This window comes from Virgibacillus subterraneus (assembly GCF_900110695.1).
Taxonomy (GTDB): domain Bacteria; phylum Bacillota; class Bacilli; order Bacillales; family Amphibacillaceae; genus Lentibacillus; species Lentibacillus subterraneus.
Genome location: NZ_FOEH01000003.1, coordinates 319682 through 336037, shown reverse-complemented (window position 1 = coordinate 336037; position 16356 = coordinate 319682). Strand labels below are relative to the sequence as shown.

The following is a 16356-nucleotide window of genomic DNA, read 5'->3' as shown; positions in this document are numbered from 1 at the left end:
CCGTTAACAGTACAAATTCAATGGAATATCAGGCTTAAAATAGTAAATAACGGAATGAGGATCCTATTCCATGCTACAAACAGGGTTTTTGTAAGGAATAACGGAACGAGGATCCACCAGAAGGCAAGCAAGGTTCCTAGTTCTTCTAAGCTTTTTTCCATATTAAATATTTATTGAGCCCTTGCTAATTTTATTCAGCTGGGATCACTGGCAATACTATATGCGATGGGTGTTCGCTGTCATGTACTATTGTTTGTGTCGCCTGTACCATTTCCGATGTATCTAGCGTAGTTTCTCCAGTATTTGGGTTAACATCATACCACGGATAGTTACTGGAAGAGATTTCGACCCTGATCTTATGCCCAGGCAAGAATACATTACTTGTTGCCCATAGATCTATTTCATATTTTACAGTCTTGCCACTAAGATTTTCCTGCCCATTGCTACCAGAAACATGCGATGTCCGAACAATCCCGTCTGTGAGATTATAGGCGGTTCCATCTGGAAATACATCAACAAGTTTTGCTGTGAAATCAGTATCAGGTGCATCCGTGGACGCCCATAACACAACCTTCACCCACCCTGTTACTTCTATAGGCGTATTAATGGGTTTGGACGAATAGACAAGAACATCTTTCCTCTCTTCTATTTCGCTTTGATCTCGAGGTCCGGCGTTTTTTCCATTGTAAAATAAGACACTGCCGCCGTTAGTCGGAACTGGACTTTCTGGGTTGTAAACAAATTGATCGGCCTGTTCTGCTTCAGGTGGAACGGTAGTCAATGTGCCTGAATCCAAATTAGCGTTTGCGTTGCCATTGCTATGAAAATAGTATGGTGTGTTATTTGTGCGTTTTAATGGCCATTCTTTCTCAGAACGCCACTGATTAATCCCCATTACAAATATTTTAATTGGCTCGTCATCTTCCGGTAAAACAGTATTGTCTTGTTTAAGCCAATAGTCAAACCAGTTTATATGAAGTGATGTGATATCCTCCTTACCTTCAATCGACAATCCTGAACTAGTAATGCCAAATGAACGTTCACCAATTTCAGAATTAAATGCCCCATGTCCCCACGGTCCAATGATTAATTTCTGATTATGATCCGATTTTTTCATATCCTGATAGTTTTTGATGGTTGGTCCTAGAAAGTTATCATACCAACCAGCAAGGTGATATGCAGGCAATTTTAATTCCTCTGAGGTGAATGTTCCTTTTGAAAGAGAGTCCGTCAGATATACCTTATTAAGATATTTCCTGAACAATTCTCTTAGTTCCGGATGCTTCGTGACTGGCGGCCATTGATTTATCGGTTTGAAGTCATGCCATTTTTCTATTTTATTAAGGTCATTGGTAATCTCTTTGATTGTTTCGGCATATTCACTGCTATCCTGTTTTCGTTTTAGATAATCAGGTGCCACTGATTCCAGAATCCATGTCTCTGCTGAAGCAAAATTAAACACACCATCCCTGCTGAATGCTTCTCCGGAAATACTTCCAGTCATTGCAGGAAAAACAGCTTTTAACGATGGCGGTTTTTCAAGTGCTGCGTACAGTTGCGTGAAACCATAATAGGATAGCCCAAACATCCCAACATTTCCATCCGAATATGGGAGCCGAGCTGCCCATTCGACCGTGTCATAACCATCTTCTGCTTCCTGTTCAAAAGGCACAAATTCTCCCTCAGATGCGAATCGTCCCCGTACATCCTGGATAACCACAATAAACCCGTTCATTGCAGTTCTGATTGGATCTATGTACCGATGTGAAAAGTCAGGAAGATTTTTATTATATGGTAATCTGCATAATAAGATTGGATATATCCCACCATCATTCGGACGGTAAATATTGGCATATAGCTTAACACCATCTCGTACGGTACAAGGAACTTCCCTGTCAACAATGACCTGGTTGTTTTCTTTAATTTTTGCCATGCTTAACACCTCACTATTAGAAAACTTGGCATTCGTTAAAGGGATTCTTATGAAAGCGTATTTTGCTTTCTTAGAACCCCTTATACTCTGGAGTGCAAGCCTTTTGGTGAATGCCATAGTTGCACTTATGCAGTAAGAAAGTAGTTATACTTTCTTAACTGCTAAAAATAATGCCCGTGCTGACCATAACTTGAATCAGCACAAGGCATACATCTGGTTTATTTACCCAGCATTTTATCCACTTTGTCTTGGTTATTATCAATCCAGTTTTGTGCTACTTTCTTTGGATCCATGCCTTCTTCTTCAATCTTAACGATCATGTTTTCAACATCGTCAATTGGAATGCTCCAATTGCTTAAAAACTCATGTGCATCTGGCGCATTTTCCTTCAACTTATTGTTGGTAATAACATGTACAGATGACTTCTCAAAAAATCCTTCTCCATCTTCAAGTATCTTAAGATCAAACTTGTTGAACATCGTGTGTGGGCGCCACCCGTAAAATACAACCGGTTCTTCGTTTTGCATTTTACGCATTGCCTGGGCCATCATTCCACCTTCAGAAGAATTAATTTGTGTCATGTCAAGCCCGTATCCTTTAATAGCTTCATCAATAACCTGGGTTACACTTGCTCCTTCTTCAATGCCAAATAATTTATTATTAAAACCGTCTTCCATTCCTTTTATGTCACTAATTTTGTTGACATCTTCCATATAAGTTGGAACTACTAGGCCGGCAGCTGCTTCAGGATAGCTTACTGCGGTATCTGTAATATCATCTGAATATTTATCTAAATAAATTTGATGTACAGGCAGCCAAGCATCCATAAACACGTCAATATCGCCTCGTGAAAGACCAACATATACACTACCTGCATCTGCTTGTGTTTCCTCAACTTTATAGCCCATATCTTCTAATAAAATGCGAGCTACCTTTGTTGGAGGAACAGTGCTTGTCCATGGTGTAACACCTAGTGTGATTGTTTGTTTTTCATCGGATTTTTTACTGTCTGCACTTGCCCCGTCACTTGATTCTGATGAACAGCCTACAACCATTAATAGTAAAAGCGTTGCAAGTGAACTTAGTAGAATTTTATTCATAATAACCTCTCCTCTAATTTATAGTTTGTTGCCGATGCTTTGTGTTAATCGGTCTAAAATAATTGCTAGTACAACGATTGCTAATCCTGCCGTTAAGCCCAGACCAACATTAACCGTTGATATACCTTTTAATACTTGAGCCCCTAATCCTGGCGCTCCAATCATTGACGCAACAACTGCCATTGATAATGCCAGCATAATAGTCTGGTTTATCCCAGCCATTATAGTTGGTACTGCCAAAGGTAGCTGTACTTTCAATAATAATTGTTTACGTGTTGATCCAAACGCCCTGGATGCCTCGACGACTTCTTCAGGTACTTGCTTAATTCCTAAACTTGTAAACCTAACTGCTGGCGGTGTAGCAAATACGAAAGTCGCGATCACAGCCGGAACACCACCAAGTCCAAATAACAGAATAGCCGGAATCAAGTAAACAAATATCGGCAGTGTCTGCATGAAGTCTAAAATGGGCCGCGTAATTTGATCTACAACTTTATTTGTTGCACTGAGTATACCGAGTGGGACTCCGAGAATGACAGATATGATAGTGGAAACAATTACAATTGCCAGTGTCTGCAGAGATTCAGGCCACAGCCCAACAGAACCCAAATACAGTCCGCCAATTAGTGTGAACAGTGCTAAACCTTTGCCAGATAGTTTCCAGGCAAGTAAAAAGATGACAATTGTAATAGCCTCCGGAGGGATTGCAACCAGAAGATTTGTAACACCTTCCACGAATGATCTCAAGATCATACTGATTTGGTTAAAAAAACCACTTAACTCAGGTAATAGCCAGTCATTTACGAATGAATTTGTCCATTGCTCTAATGGGAAGTTAAAGTAATTCATGTTGTAACCTCCTCATCTTTTTCTTTACCAAGCACTAATCCGGAAAGAATCGATACTCTGGAAATAATGCCTAGCAAATGGTTATCTTCCAGTACCACAATCGGATATTTTGCATCTGCTGCAACACCAAGCAGATCATCAAGCGGTGTATCCGGAGAAGTTGTATGAACATCACTTATCAGAAACTGCTCCATAGATATATCCTCTTTATATGCTTTTATCGCATCATCAATCGTCAATAGTCCCTTGAATTTCTTTTCTTTGTCAACAACGAAAATACTGGATGCTCCAACGTCTTCCATTTTTCTGACTGCCATACGTGGGCCATCTTTATATGACAGCAACACTTCTGGTTTCCGCATGACATGTGATGCCTCCAATACCTTGGAACGGTCAACATCTTTAACAAATTTTGAAACATAGTCGTTTGCCGGACTTTCTAGAATTTCTTCGGCAGTACCAATCTGAACTATTTCGCCATCCTTCATAATTGCAATGCGTTCACCAAGTTTCAATGCCTCATCCAAATCGTGCGTAATAAATAAAACAGTTTTCCCTAACTTGCTCTGCATTTTCAACAGTTCATCCTGCATCTCTGTACGGATGATTGGATCTAACGCACTGAACGCCTCATCCATCAGTAGAATATCAGTATCGTTGGTAAGTGCTCGGGCAAGCCCGACACGCTGCTGCATTCCTCCGCTCAGTTCACTTGGCTTACTGTTCTCATAACCTGTAAGCCCAACATCCTCGATGGTTTTCATAGCTTTCTCATTACGCTCTTCTTTGCTGACACCTTGAATTTCCAAGCCATAGGCCACGTTATGAAGTACTGAACGATGTGGAAGCAAACCAAACCGTTGAAATACCATTCCTAGCTTTTTGCGCCTTGTTTCCATCAGCTGTTTCTTGTCCATTTTGGTGACATCCTCACCATCAATCAATACTTCGCCTTTTGTAGATTCTATTAATCTATTAACTAATCTGATTAAGGTGGACTTCCCACTTCCGGAAAGACCCATAATGACAAATATTTCTCCAGGCTTCACGGAGAAGGAAGCCCGATTCACACCAACCGTCATGCCTGTTTCTTCTAAAATTTCACCTTTTTTCTTGCCATTTTTTAAGTGTTTTAGCCCTTGTTGAGGATGAGAACCAAATATTTTTGTTAGATTATTGACCTCTATTTTATTCATATAAATTCTCCTCCTTCTATGCTTATTTCTTTATACCAATACGTCTTCCAACTTGTTTAGGTGTTTCTAATTGTTTATGCTCGTCCCATATTTTCTTGATTTCAGTCGCAACCTGCCCTGGAAATGGTGCTGGTCTTACCTGCTGCGTATCCATTCCCATTAGCATCTGTTCACTTGTTGCAAGTAAAGTACCATTATCGTTTTTCATTTCAAAAAACACATGGGCTCTTTTGCTGTCAGTATCCAATATTTGTACGGACACATTTATTTGTTCATCCTGATGCGCTTCCTGAAGATAGCAAAGATGTGTTTCTAACGTGAAAATGGTATAAGACAGGTTACTTCGACCATCTTCATCCAATCCTATAAAATCCATGAACCGGTCAACGGCTATGCTAAATACTTTCGCGTAGGCAGAGTCATTCATGTGGCCATTATAGTCAACCCAATCAGTGCGGACATAATCCTGGTAACTAAACATGATCATGCTCCTCTCTATTTTTCACTCGTAGCGATACCTTTCGACTCCGGCCAATATTCTTCAACAAGATCAAGGAGCTTCACCAAGAATTCATCACGTTTATCTTCCAGCTCCGCAACAGACTTATCGCCGGCATGTGTTTCGCAGCCTTCAACTACTTTTTCTTTCAATTCATCGGTTAATTCAGGTGCTTCCAATTTCGTCCATGGAAGTTTTAATGCCGGGCCGAATTGTTCCAGCATATGACGCATTCCCTGCTCGCCGCCTGCCAAATGGAATGTCAGGAACGGTCCCATTTGTGCCCATCTTAAGCCAGCACCGTAAACTATCGCAGCATCAACTTCTTCAGTTGTTGCAATGCCATCGTTAACTATATGCAAGGCTTCGCGCCACAGTGCCTCCATTAAACGGTCTGCCACATGTCCTTCAATCTCTTTCTGTACAACTAATGGCTTCATATGAATAGATTCATAGAATTTAACAGCCTGATTAATTATCGTTTGTTCTGTTGATTCTCCTCCAACAAGTTCAACAAGCGGCAATATGTGTACTGGATTAAAGGGATGTGCAACTAGTAAACGCTCAGGATGCTTTAAATTTTTCTGTAATGTACTTGGTTTTATACCGGATGTACTAGATCCGATAATCGCATCTGGTTTTGCAAACTGATCGATTGATTCCAGTACGCTTTTTTTCAAATCTTCTCGTTCTGGAACGTTTTCCTGAATCAGATAAGCATCCTGGACTGCTTCTTCTACGGTAGGAACGAATGTTAAGCGATCAGGTGATGCACCATCAGCCAGACCAATTTTCTCCATCGATTCCCACGCTCGTTTAATACTTTGGTGCGTGCGTTCTTCTGCTCCTTCTGCCGGGTCAAAAGCAACTACATCATACCCTTTAGCTAAAAATCGGGTGATCCATCCGTTACCGATTACCCCTGTTCCTATGACAGCTAATTTTTCTATTTGTTGTTCGTTTTCATGCATCGTCATTTCCTCCTCAAGGGGTTCTTAAACCATATTGAAGGCGTGCTTCCTCTGGTTTCAAAATTTCAATATTATTTGCCTGCAGCATGTTTGCTGCTTTTTCAACAAGTTGATCGTTACGTGCAAAAACACCTTTTTCAAGATAAAGATTATCCTCAAGACCGACACGGACATTACCGCCAAGGTTTGCTGTCTCTTCTGCTATCGGAAGCTGCATGCGTCCAATTCCAAATGCTGACCAATGAGCATTTTCCGGCAGACGACTTTTCAAATATTGAATTGTCTCTACATCTGCAGCCGCTCCCCAGGGGATACCTAAGCAGAATTGAAGCATTGGATCACCATCAATAAGTCCTTCCTTGACTAATTGATTAGCAAAACGAAGATGCCCTGTATCAAAGCATTCCAGCTCAGGCTTCACACCACTTTGCTGGACAAGTTTCGCCTGCTCTCTTAGCCAATCAGTGGGACTCATATAAATCATGTTGCCAAAATTAGTAGTGCCACAGTCGAGTGTGCACATTTCCGGAAGCAATTCTCCTACCGGTTTGTGACGTTGTTCAGGTGTTTGAATGTCTGTACCGTCACCACCAGCAGCTGGCGTGTCTAAGCTTGGAATGAAGTCACCGCCACCACCTGAGGTGATATTAATGATTACATCTGTTTCAGATTCGCGAATTCGATCAACAATTTCGCGATAATGATCAACCTGATGACTTATACCACCAGTTTCGGGATCACGGGCATGAATGTGGGCTACGGTTGCCCCAGCTTTAGCAGATTCAATAGCCGCTTCAGCAATTTCTTTAGGTGTTACTGGTACATGACTGCTTTTACTCGTTGTATCACCAGCACCAGTTACAGCTGCAGTTAACATGACTTTTTTATTCATAATAGTTCTCCTTTCATGTAAAACGGTTTAGTTATCCATTTAATACTGTACCATCCGGACGGTTTATAATCACAAGTGATACTATACCATCTGGACGGTTTGTGTGCAACCAGATAATCAGAAAAATTTGTCGAATAATTTTTGCGAGAGAACGCAAAAAAAACCTAAATCCCCTGACATAATTAGGGTTTTAGGTTCTTTAAAATTAAGAATAAAATAGGGCTAATTGCTTTTCAGTAAATCATTCATTCGCCCATTCAATTAATCTTTTATATACGATCTCTTTTTTCTCTTCGCCAATATGATATATATCAAAAAGTTCTGCCAGCCATATTCCATCCGTTGCCAATCGAATAATGGTTGCTTTGGTTGGGTCGATCCCATCGTTTTCTATTTCTTCCTGCCACTCAGAATACAAATCACGAATTGGATCCAGCAATTTTTCATTAACAGCTTTGGCAGCTAATAATCCTGAGTTCATATCTTTATTCTGATATGTCTGATTAAATGTGACATCAACATAGGAACGTGTCCATTTCCCATTATCATTTGGATCAGCAGTGACATTATCAGCTATTTTCTGCCGATAATTATTCGTAAGGTGATCAACCATCCCCTTAACCAATGCTTCTTTTGAGGGAAAATGATAAAGCAAGCCACCCTTACTTATACCTGCCTCTTTAGCTGCAGCCTCCAGCGTTAAATCAAAGATGCCGTGCTCACTGACAACCCTTGAGGCAGCATTTAGGATTTCCATTTTTCTCGAATTTCGACCCATTCCATTCACCTTTTTTCATTAATTGAACTACTTACATCTTTTACTATACTATCCAGACGGTTTCATTGCAATCCCACAATTGGAAAAAAATAGCTGTTATGCTCTTAGACAGAACCCACTCGGTGAAATTGTTCCAACACGAAATACAAGTGGATCCTCGTTCCGTTAAAAGGGTGAAAAGCTGCTCTAGAAGGGATGAGGCGGATCCTCGTTCCGTTAATTGTACAAATTCAATGGAAAATAGGGCTTAAAAAGGCAAATAACGGAACGAGGATCCTAATCCATGCTCCAAACAGGGTTTTTGTAAGGAATAACGGAATGAGGATCCGCCAAATGGATGTTGGCTTCGAATGTGCTAATTAAAAATTATTCATTCCTTCCAGTAAGTGTCGATACTGCATAATAAGCAGTATGGACAGCTTGATCGGTGGCATGACTCATTTCTGCTCCTCCATTTCGTCCATATTATTAAAAAAACGCAAGCTCTTTCACAGTGAAAGAGCTTGCGTTTTTGCTTTCTTTTTATAATTCCAGCACTTTCGGCGCTTCGCCTTTTTTATTCATTAATCGAATTTGGATTGGCTCGATCTCAAGTACAATGAAATTCGGGTCCTCTGGTCCATCAAAATAATGCTTCATATCTTCAATCCACAGTTGTTTTTTCAGCTCTTCGGAATTGCTGATGGTAACTTTTCCTTCATACTCTACATATTCATCGCCAAACCCTTCCCCCTCATATCCGAGTAAGATATGTGTGAAAGGGTTCTTTTCAACCTCTTCGGTTTTATGTGTTTCTTTACTTGTTGCTGTATAAAGCTTCAGGTTTTCATGAAAAAAAGTCATATACCTGGAATGCGGTTTATCATGTTGTACCGTAGCCATCGGCCCAACATGACTATCCTGAAGTATTTTTTCAACGTTTGCTTTAATAGCATCACTCAATGTAATTCACTCCTTTTCAAATTATCTGCATGGTTAACTTAAATGGAAAAATAACACACTCTTCATTTTGCTCTGTTGGCTAAAATTGTATACCAGAGTATAGTATACGTTTTTATTTTCCCTCGGTATGATGTAGTTATAGAAATGTCACCTATAAATGAGGGGAATGTACCGTGAAAAAGATTTCGAAAACGAGAGAAGAGTTCGATCAATTTTATGAAGAGGAAATAAAGGGTGAGATTGAGGAGTTAGAAGCAAACCGAAAAAATTTAAAAAAGAGACGTAATAAACAAGCGAAAATAACTACAGTAGCTGCATTAATCCCTATCTTGCTTGGCCTGATTTTCTCAGACTATTTCATTGCTTTTTTTATTGCAACATTTGTCGTACTTATTATTGGATTTAGTAAGATGTCCAAAACATACAAGTCATTCGAAGGCGTCATGAAGAAAAGTATTGTACGGAAGGTTGTAACATTTATTAACCCTGAATTCCAATACGCACCAGAAAAACATATACCTAAAGAAACATTTTTAGATACGAGAGTTTTCCCAAAGAAACCAGATAAATATCTCGGGGACGATTTAATTTGGGGAAGTGTCTATGACCCGGATCAGACTGAAACCGAGAAGGAACATGAATTATCAGCACAAAATACTACGCCGGAAAATATTAAACAGGTTACTTCCAGTCTGGAACGAAATGAGGAAGAATTACAACCGGATGATAGCCCCAAAACAGATATCGCTTTTTCCGAAGTGACAGCTATAGACACATGGTCAGATACCGATGGACACCAACAGGAAACCGTCATTTTTCAAGGGTTATTCTTTGATGTTGATTTTAATAAAGATTTTCAAGGAACTACTGTCATAGCACCAAGAAAAGATCTGTTTTTCGACTTTAAAAAACTGGATATATTTCATAAGCAGCCTAAGCTTGAAGAAATCGAGCTTGACAACGTGGAATTTAATGAGCGATTTGCAGTTAAGACAACAGATGAAGTCAAAGCACGCTATATTTTAACACCAGGCTTCATGGAAAAAATGTTGGCCTTGGCTGATGGAGCAAAAGAAAGGTCAAAAGAACGTATACCGAATCAGCACCTAAAAATTGTCGCTAAAACTATCGAAAAGATTGTTCCTTATTTTTCATTTAAGGATGGGAAAATGTACTTCTTGTTAAACACACTCCAGGACCATTTCGAATTTAATATCGATAAGAAGGCTGATAAGGAATCGATTTATAATTACTTTGAAGATATTAACCAGGCATTAATGCTAGTGGAAGAGTTAGATTTGAACTTAAAACTATGGAATAAGGCGTAAATGGGGTGAAAAGTCATGACGATGTTTATTATCATTGGTGTAATTGCACTGTTTCTTCTCTATATCATTATCACATACAATAACGTTAAAAAAGGCGCAGTAAAAGTGGAACAATCCTTTTCCAATATGGATGTACTTTTACAAAATCGGGCGGATGAAATTGTAAATTTAATTTCAACGACGAAAAGTGCTGTAGAAAATGAGAAGGAATTGCTTGAAGAAGTAACCGCTTTACGTTCACAGGTAAATCGCAATTCAAATAAAAATGTGGAAGATAAACTAGCAGACTCCCTACGGTTAGACGGTTCTGTTAACACCCTGTTAGGCAGATTGGAAGCGTATCCCGATATTAAATTCACCTCACAATATAATCACCTGCAAAACCGGATTACAAATATTGAAGAAAATATTCAGGCGCAACGAAGAACTTTTAATGCCAGAGTAGCAGATTTCAATGCCTATCTCGTAACATTTCCAAGAAACATCATCGCATCTATCTTTAATTTCAGCCAAAAACCATCATTTGAAGTAACAGACCAATCTAAAAAAGAAAACCCCAATGTAAGCGCAATGTTTGAAGAATAAGGGACATGAGGGACAGGTTCCTTGTCCCACTCAACAGAAAACACCTGACATGCCGGACTATACTAATGTCCGGATTTGGCCCGTACTTATTATCATATAATTCACTATCCAGACACATTAAGATTAATAAAACTATTGCCCCTGCCACTGGGATAAGACTAATTAAAACCCATAAACCGGATTTCCCCCAGTATCATGAGTCTGCGAACAGCAACAGCCAATCCCGGCAGAAAGATAAATAGGGAATAAAGTCCTGATAACACCCCTGTTATTCCTAACACCCCTTCAAATATCCCTAATATGATCGCGATAATAAAACTAACAAGCCCGAACATCCAATATTCTTGCCGCCTAGCTCTTCCTTCAAATACCACATAATTTTTTAGAACTTTTATGTACGAGCTCATGCTGTACCCCCTAATTAAAGAAATTATTTAACCAACAAGTATAACATAACTACCATTATTTGAAAATTTGAACAGTACGTATCCAATATGATAGGATTTCTTGACTGCAACAGAAAGGACCGAGCAAAAAGCCGCCCGGTCCTTAGATATGTTCTTATTTCCAATAGTTATTTGCTGCAGCAACTGTTTGATAATGTATTGCTATAACTTGTGAGGCCATTGTTAAACTATCTGCACTTTCTGCGTAGTCTTCCCTTAATTTTTCACGAACATCTGGAGAAGTCTGGGTGTATCCTACGCCTTTTCTAGAGAGTGTAATCGCAAGTTCGAACCCTTCTTGAGGTGTATCTGTTTTTAAACTTGTGAGCCAATCTGCCATAAATATCATCTCCTTGTCCTTTTCTTAAAAATTAGATAATTTAGAAGAAAATATCAATTTAAACAACTTATCTTCATCTTGTTCGGAAAAACACTCTGGGACAATGAACCTGTCCGAGACCACTATAAAGTGCCCCTTTTAAAATAGGTTTCTACGAAAAAGAGTACAGCTTCTCAAAAATCTGCACTCTTTTCAATAATTTGGTAAAAGGGCATTTGAAAAAGCCTTCCATTTTTTGAATTTTTATAACTTTTTTAGCTAAACCTATCCTCATTTATTTTATAAGCCATCTCACTTACAGGAATGTAGGGTTTTGCTTGTAACTCTTTTATTCTATCCAGAAATGGTTTGCGAAAGTACGCTTTATCACCGTAGACTTCTTCTATCAATAAACCACATTTTTGAGTGTTCTTCAAAAGTTTATCAAACTACCGTTCCACCCACATAACTTCCATTTCCTACGTGTACTGCTGTAATTATTCTCTCGTCTGTTGTCATCATATATTCTGTTTTATAGCCAAAAAGCGCTTGGTTTTACTCTTATGGCCGACTCGAGCTTCCTGATCTACTAAAGAGTGAACACCTTTTTGTGCCATGAATTTCGGGTCCTTAAGAATGTCCTTCGCATTGTCAATCGTTGCTTTTGTTTTTGGATACTTTTCCACGTTGATGGTTTCTTCTACCTGGCTGATCGTATCTTCCAGATACGATATCATGACTGTTTTGGCTTCTTTATGATCTTCTATTTCTTTATATTTTGGGATATTCTGATCGATATTTTCGGGTACTTCTCCGTTTTCTTCCTCAATAGTTTTGAATATATGTTACGTCAATATAAGCTAGAAGAGAAAATCAATTCTAACAATCAATAACGAATAGAAAATGAGAGGTCCACAGCGAAATCCACCCAAATGATCATGTCAATATGTCGCAATCAACTAATTACACATTTCCTTCAGCACTAAATATAGCAGCAGTCGAAATGATCAACCGGTATTTGCTCCCAGCACTAAACTTGAACATACTTTTCAACAAATAGCAGATCAGTTTATGCTTGTCTGGCCGTACACATCTGCACGATGCCGTTCCAGTTCGTTTGGGGCAAGAGTTTTCAAGTTTTACAGAAACAATTGGTTCTGTGAGAAGGCAACTGGAAGAAAACACAAAAACATTATATCAAATTGGTTAGGCGGACAAAAATTAATTTACAATCTGAATATATCCCGAAAGTCATGCAAAAAGATTGCAAGCAAACAAACTTACCATTTCGTCAGCCTGCCAATATATTTGCTTTTATGCAGAACACAAGTGAGCCGATACGTTGTATGCTTGCCTTAAAAGAACTGGCTGTTCACCTAATTAATTACTAGTGATTTGAGTTTATTAAGCTCTGGGTCAAGTACAGGATTATCAGAAATTATGCTTACCTCTGTACAGCCACGTTCGACGATTATGCCTGAAAAAGTAAATCCAGCTATTTTGGAAATGACACATTTGGTGTGCTACCAAGTGATTGACTATGAAACAGCAATTGCAACTGAAATAAATGTGGTGATGCCAATCATAGCCCATACATTTATACATTCCATTGACTTACTTTCAAATTCAATTCAACCGCTTGAAGAAAGGTATATTCGTGGTATTAATGAAAAACAATGCAAAAAATGGATGGAAGAAAGCCTTGCGCTGGTAACTGGGTTGAGCTCAATAATGGAGTATGATATGGCCTCACAAATGAAAGAAATTCTTTAAGACAAAGGTTTACTGACTGAAGAAATAATAAAAGCCCTTGACCCAAAAGGATAATAGTAAGGCTTACCAAAAGGGTGCCAGTCACTTCCCGGTTTTGTATGCTACAAAATGTTTTGGGAAGTGATTGGCACTAGGTTATTTAAATCATTGACTTGATTCGAAGAGGTAATTCCCAATTCAAATATTGGGGTATGTTGGAGTCTTTAAACACTCAATCAATTACTTGTCTTGCCAACACAGCTTACATCACTTCTCATCTAGATAAATTCAATGATTATTCAATGTTGGCCAGTTTATATAATGAATCACTTTTTTTCTTAAATCTTGTCTCCCTTAACATGACAACGATACCCGAACTTTTTGTATGCAACGTTTGTATTTGGTGACCAAACCAATCGTAGATTGTTCCAATTTCGTCTTCTATTTTTACATGATCCAATAATTTTACACTTGGAATAAAAAAACCCTCTTGTTCCATCTTTACGGAATCATCTGTGTCTCCATTTCCTAACAGACGGTAACGAATCATCGACTCGGGGGCATTAGCCAATTCAATGACCATACCTAGATGATTCATTAAACGGTATACCCCTTCTTCAAACTTTTTTTGCTCTTTCTCTCTTACTCGCCTTCCACCATATGCTTCTGTATAAAGCCAAGGTATGCCCAGTTCTGTTGCCACACTTAGCGTTCGACCAGACGGAATATCCTGATGACCCCAAATGACTTCCATTCCGAAAATTTCTGCAGCTTCTTTGGAGCGTCTACCAGTTTCATCATTAAAATCATAATATCCTACAAATGGAGGCATTGACAATTCAGCACTTCCGCTATGTAGATCGAGGAAAAAATCTGCATGACGAATAAATTTTTCCTTCAAATACCAGGCCAGACGTGCCGTATATAATCCCTCAGGATTTCCTGGAAACATTCTAGCCAGATTTTCTCCATCTACCCTTGACACCCTAGAAATGTGACGATATGAACTAACATTGGCAACGGGAATCATAACTAAAGTACCATTTATTTCCTCTGGATTTAATTTCCTATAAAGCTTAATTAATGTCTCAATGCCGTCATATTCATCTCCATGAACACCCGCAAATACCAGCAGAAGTTGACCGTCACCTTTTCCTTGTATAATATTAACAGGAATAACAGCTTCTTCAGATTGTTGTTCATCAAACGTTAGTAAATAACTGTATTTTCCCGGTTGCAGTGAACGGGAAAGTTCAAAATGGTCAGCATGAAGCTTTTGATAATGAATCATGTCGCTATTAACCATTAGTGATTCTCCTTTCCAACATCATTTTAGTTATATATCTGCACAATCTGATCATGCTCTGGTTGAAATTTATAAGTTCGAACTGCACGTACATAGTGAAGAGTTATTTGTACTTTATTTGCTGCAAATGAAGGTGGAGTATTATTGTCAGTATTTTTACAAATTAAGAATACCAGTAAAACGATTCATGGGCATGCCACGGACTCCAGGTTTTACACGAAACACACACCCTGCCTTTGGCTGCTGAAGCAAATGATCTGCTGATAACCCTTCATCTGCTGTGGTGATAAATAATTCATTAAGGTTCTCTCCCCCGAACATACAAGATGTAACATTTGCTACAGGTAGTGTTATCTGATCTAAAAGTGCTCCTGTTGTCGGATCGTGTCGTGTAACTTTATAACCGCCCCAGTGTGCCACCCATAAAGCCCCCTCCTCATCCACCGTCAATCCATCCGGCAAACTATCTTGCGCCGTAAAATCAATTAAGATACGCCTTGCTGAGAGAGTACCTGTTTCAATTGCATATTTGAACGAATATACCACTTTTTGTAGTGAGTCTATATGATACATCTCTGTTTGACTAGGGCTCCAGGCAATTCCATTTGACATGCACATATTTGGGAGAACTCTACGAAACCTACCACTAGGTTCTAAACAGTAAAGCCAACCACTTCCTGTATGTCCGTTTCTATCTGCAGTACCAACCCAAAAACGACCAAATGCATCACATTTCCCATCATTGAAACGCTCTTTACCATAGTCAGGTAATGCTGTATTCATGTATAACTGTGGTTTATCCTCATGTTTTCCAAGTCGATAAAACCCTCCCCCCATTGTAATTAACAAATCAGTATTGTTCCAAAAAGTAAATGAGGCAGGTTTTGCTGGCAGTCTAATGCTTTGAGTACGGTTGTTTTTCATAGCAAAAGAGTGCAGTTGCGAATCAAGCAAGTCAATCCAATACAATTTTCCATCGTGTTCATCCCAGTTTGGACATTCACCTATTCGTGATGACACATCGCATATCGTTTCCAGCATTTTTTTCCCTCCACAATGATTACTTATGTTTGTTTCATTTTTAATAGATACAAATTATCAGCAACCTATCTATCAATCTAATTTAATTTCTGCACCTTTAATAACTTTGCTAAATAGAATTTCTAGAAGCTTATGTCTATACTCTAAGTAGAAAACAAAAAATACCCTTGCTAATTTCTGGTTAAGTCATCCAAGGATTGTAACTTCCTAACATGCATCATTTGAGACTGATAAAAATACGACTCACTGGTAATAAGTAATAAGGCTGAGTACTTCAATCCCGGCACCCACTTGATAAAAGTCACCTAGGTAGTCTCCCAAGCGAGCCAAATAACAGAATAACTCATTTAGCTAATTGATATCCTTCATCTACAACAAGATCCGAAGCTAATTCACCTATGGAACAGCGCCGGAGTGAA

17 protein-coding genes and 2 pseudogenes are annotated in these 16356 nt (G+C 38.9%); 4 read left to right on the top strand and 15 right to left on the bottom strand.

Annotated features, from left to right (window positions below):
• Positions 1–190: 190 nt before the first annotated feature.
• From BMY13_RS11315 to BMY13_RS11275, 9 genes are all read right to left on the bottom strand, one after another.
• Positions 191–1933, bottom strand: a complete 1743-nt coding sequence (locus tag BMY13_RS11315; RefSeq protein WP_092504654.1) for a CocE/NonD family hydrolase — start codon at positions 1931–1933, stop codon at positions 191–193.
• Positions 1934–2151: 218 nt separating this feature from the next.
• Positions 2152–3033 carry a glycine betaine ABC transporter substrate-binding protein gene (locus BMY13_RS11310; protein ID WP_092493736.1) on the bottom strand — a complete coding sequence of 294 codons (882 nt, stop codon included), beginning with the start codon at positions 3031–3033 and terminating at the stop codon, positions 2152–2154.
• Between the two features lie 18 nt (positions 3034–3051).
• The gene (locus BMY13_RS11305; protein WP_092493735.1) at positions 3052–3882 is read right to left on the bottom strand and encodes an ABC transporter permease; all 831 of its coding nucleotides are present in this window, start codon (positions 3880–3882) and stop codon (positions 3052–3054) included.
• A complete protein-coding gene (locus tag BMY13_RS11300) occupies positions 3879–5078 on the bottom strand; it encodes a quaternary amine ABC transporter ATP-binding protein (protein WP_092493734.1) in 1200 nt (399 codons plus the stop codon). The genes BMY13_RS11305 and BMY13_RS11300 overlap by 4 nt, the downstream gene beginning before the upstream one ends.
• Positions 5079–5100: 22 nt before the next feature.
• The gene (locus BMY13_RS11295; RefSeq protein ID WP_245736088.1) at positions 5101–5559 is read right to left on the bottom strand and encodes a thioesterase family protein; all 459 of its coding nucleotides are present in this window, start codon (positions 5557–5559) and stop codon (positions 5101–5103) included.
• Positions 5560–5573: 14 nt separating this feature from the next.
• Entirely contained in the window at positions 5574–6548 is a 975-nt protein-coding gene (locus BMY13_RS11290) for an L-carnitine dehydrogenase (protein WP_092493732.1), read from the bottom strand.
• Positions 6549–6561: 13 nt separating this feature from the next.
• Positions 6562–7440: a beta-keto acid cleavage family enzyme gene (locus BMY13_RS11285; protein ID WP_092493731.1), complete on the bottom strand. Its 879-nt coding sequence runs from the start codon at positions 7438–7440 to the stop codon at positions 6562–6564.
• A gap of 241 nt (positions 7441–7681) precedes the next feature.
• Positions 7682–8218 carry a TetR/AcrR family transcriptional regulator gene (locus tag BMY13_RS11280; RefSeq protein ID WP_092493730.1) on the bottom strand — a complete coding sequence of 179 codons (537 nt, stop codon included), beginning with the start codon at positions 8216–8218 and terminating at the stop codon, positions 7682–7684.
• A 522-nt stretch (positions 8219–8740) separates the two neighbouring features.
• Positions 8741–9160, bottom strand: coding sequence for a pyridoxamine 5'-phosphate oxidase family protein (locus BMY13_RS11275; RefSeq protein ID WP_425445153.1), 420 nt, complete (start codon positions 9158–9160; stop codon positions 8741–8743).
• 173 nt (positions 9161–9333) lie between these two features.
• On the opposite strand from BMY13_RS11275, the gene BMY13_RS11270 reads away from it, so the two are divergent.
• A complete protein-coding gene (locus BMY13_RS11270; RefSeq protein ID WP_092504650.1) occupies positions 9334–10488 on the top strand; it encodes a DUF3137 domain-containing protein in 1155 nt (384 codons plus the stop codon).
• Positions 10489–10503: 15 nt separating this feature from the next.
• A complete protein-coding gene (locus BMY13_RS11265; protein ID WP_092504648.1) occupies positions 10504–11073 on the top strand; it encodes a LemA family protein in 570 nt (189 codons plus the stop codon).
• Here the strand turns inward: BMY13_RS11265 and BMY13_RS19995 are convergent.
• The 4 genes and pseudogenes from BMY13_RS19995 to BMY13_RS19760 all read right to left on the bottom strand — a co-directional run.
• Positions 11030–11221 (bottom strand): DUF805 domain-containing protein, encoded by a 192-nt coding sequence (locus tag BMY13_RS19995; RefSeq protein ID WP_342728926.1) that lies wholly within the window; start codon positions 11219–11221, stop codon positions 11030–11032. The two genes, BMY13_RS11265 and BMY13_RS19995, sit on opposite strands and share 44 nt — an antisense overlap.
• Positions 11222–11231: 10 nt before the next feature.
• Positions 11232–11480, bottom strand: coding sequence for a DUF805 domain-containing protein (locus BMY13_RS11260; protein ID WP_342728924.1), 249 nt, complete (start codon positions 11478–11480; stop codon positions 11232–11234).
• Positions 11481–11634: 154 nt separating this feature from the next.
• The gene (locus tag BMY13_RS11255) at positions 11635–11859 is read right to left on the bottom strand and encodes a hexameric tyrosine-coordinated heme protein (RefSeq protein WP_092504646.1); all 225 of its coding nucleotides are present in this window, start codon (positions 11857–11859) and stop codon (positions 11635–11637) included.
• A 260-nt stretch (positions 11860–12119) separates the two neighbouring features.
• Positions 12120–12680 (bottom strand): annotated as a pseudogene (locus BMY13_RS19760) (transposase); the annotation flags it as partial.
• 104 nt (positions 12681–12784) lie between these two features.
• On the opposite strand from BMY13_RS19760, the pseudogene BMY13_RS19755 reads away from it, so the two are divergent.
• Together BMY13_RS19755 and BMY13_RS19750 are read left to right on the top strand one after the other, a co-directional pair.
• Positions 12785–13048: pseudogene (locus BMY13_RS19755) on the top strand (lyase family protein).
• Positions 13049–13278: 230 nt separating this feature from the next.
• A complete protein-coding gene (locus BMY13_RS19750; protein WP_245736087.1) occupies positions 13279–13611 on the top strand; it encodes a lyase family protein in 333 nt (110 codons plus the stop codon).
• A 274-nt stretch (positions 13612–13885) separates the two neighbouring features.
• On the opposite strand, the gene BMY13_RS11240 is transcribed toward BMY13_RS19750, so the two are convergent.
• Complete coding sequence (locus BMY13_RS11240; protein ID WP_092504642.1) at positions 13886–14896, bottom strand: succinylglutamate desuccinylase/aspartoacylase family protein; 1011 nt, start codon at positions 14894–14896, stop codon at positions 13886–13888.
• 156 nt (positions 14897–15052) lie between these two features.
• On the bottom strand, positions 15053–15937 hold the full coding sequence (locus BMY13_RS11235) for an SMP-30/gluconolactonase/LRE family protein (protein WP_092504640.1): 885 nt from the start codon (positions 15935–15937) through the stop codon (positions 15053–15055).
• Positions 15938–16356 lie beyond the last annotated feature (419 nt).